Origin of the sequence: Gillisia xinjiangensis (assembly GCF_046298265.1) — a bacterium.
In the GTDB taxonomy this organism is placed as follows: domain Bacteria; phylum Bacteroidota; class Bacteroidia; order Flavobacteriales; family Flavobacteriaceae; genus Gillisia; species Gillisia xinjiangensis.
Genome location: NZ_JBKAHK010000132.1, coordinates 1 through 514 on the forward strand (window position 1 = coordinate 1; position 514 = coordinate 514).

The window sequence follows — 514 nt, forward strand, 5'->3', positions numbered from 1 at the left end:
CTTACCAATCCGTAGTGGCTAATGCGCGTGGAAAGGATCTGGGCACCAGCTGTTCTGGATAGGCTGCCTTTTAAGACCCTGTCTTACGCTTAAGCCATGATAGACGCTTCACGCGAAAACTCGAAAGTCTCCCAGGCTCCCTATCGGCCGTTTGGAGCCTTCCGTTTCATCCTCGCGCTCGCCGTCGTCTTCGGTCACGGCGGATGGCTGGCTGGCGGGACACTGGGTGATCTTATTGCCGCAAGCAGGATGGGCAGTGCGGCGGATCTATGTTTTTTTGTCCTCTCAGGGTTCATTTTGGCTGAGGCAGCCTCGACGTTTTACGCAGGTCGCTGGCAGGCGCTTGCGATAAACCGCATCCTGAAAATTGTACCTGGGTTCCTCGGTGCTTTAATCCTTTCGCTGATTGTTCATTTTTCAGTCACGCGGCTCGGCCTGCTAGATCGTGCGGTCGCTTTCGAGGGAATCAACCCTGTATCGGCCGAGATTTGGACCACCGCAAACGTTGGCTACA

General features: G+C 55.1%; 1 protein-coding gene. It reads left to right on the top strand.

The genetic code is table 11. From position 1 onward, the window contains the following. Positions 1 to 96: 96 nt before the first annotated feature. Positions 97 to 514: acyltransferase family protein (locus ACKGJN_RS16855; RefSeq protein WP_409540731.1), on the top strand; the 418-nt coding region annotated here is incomplete at its 3' end.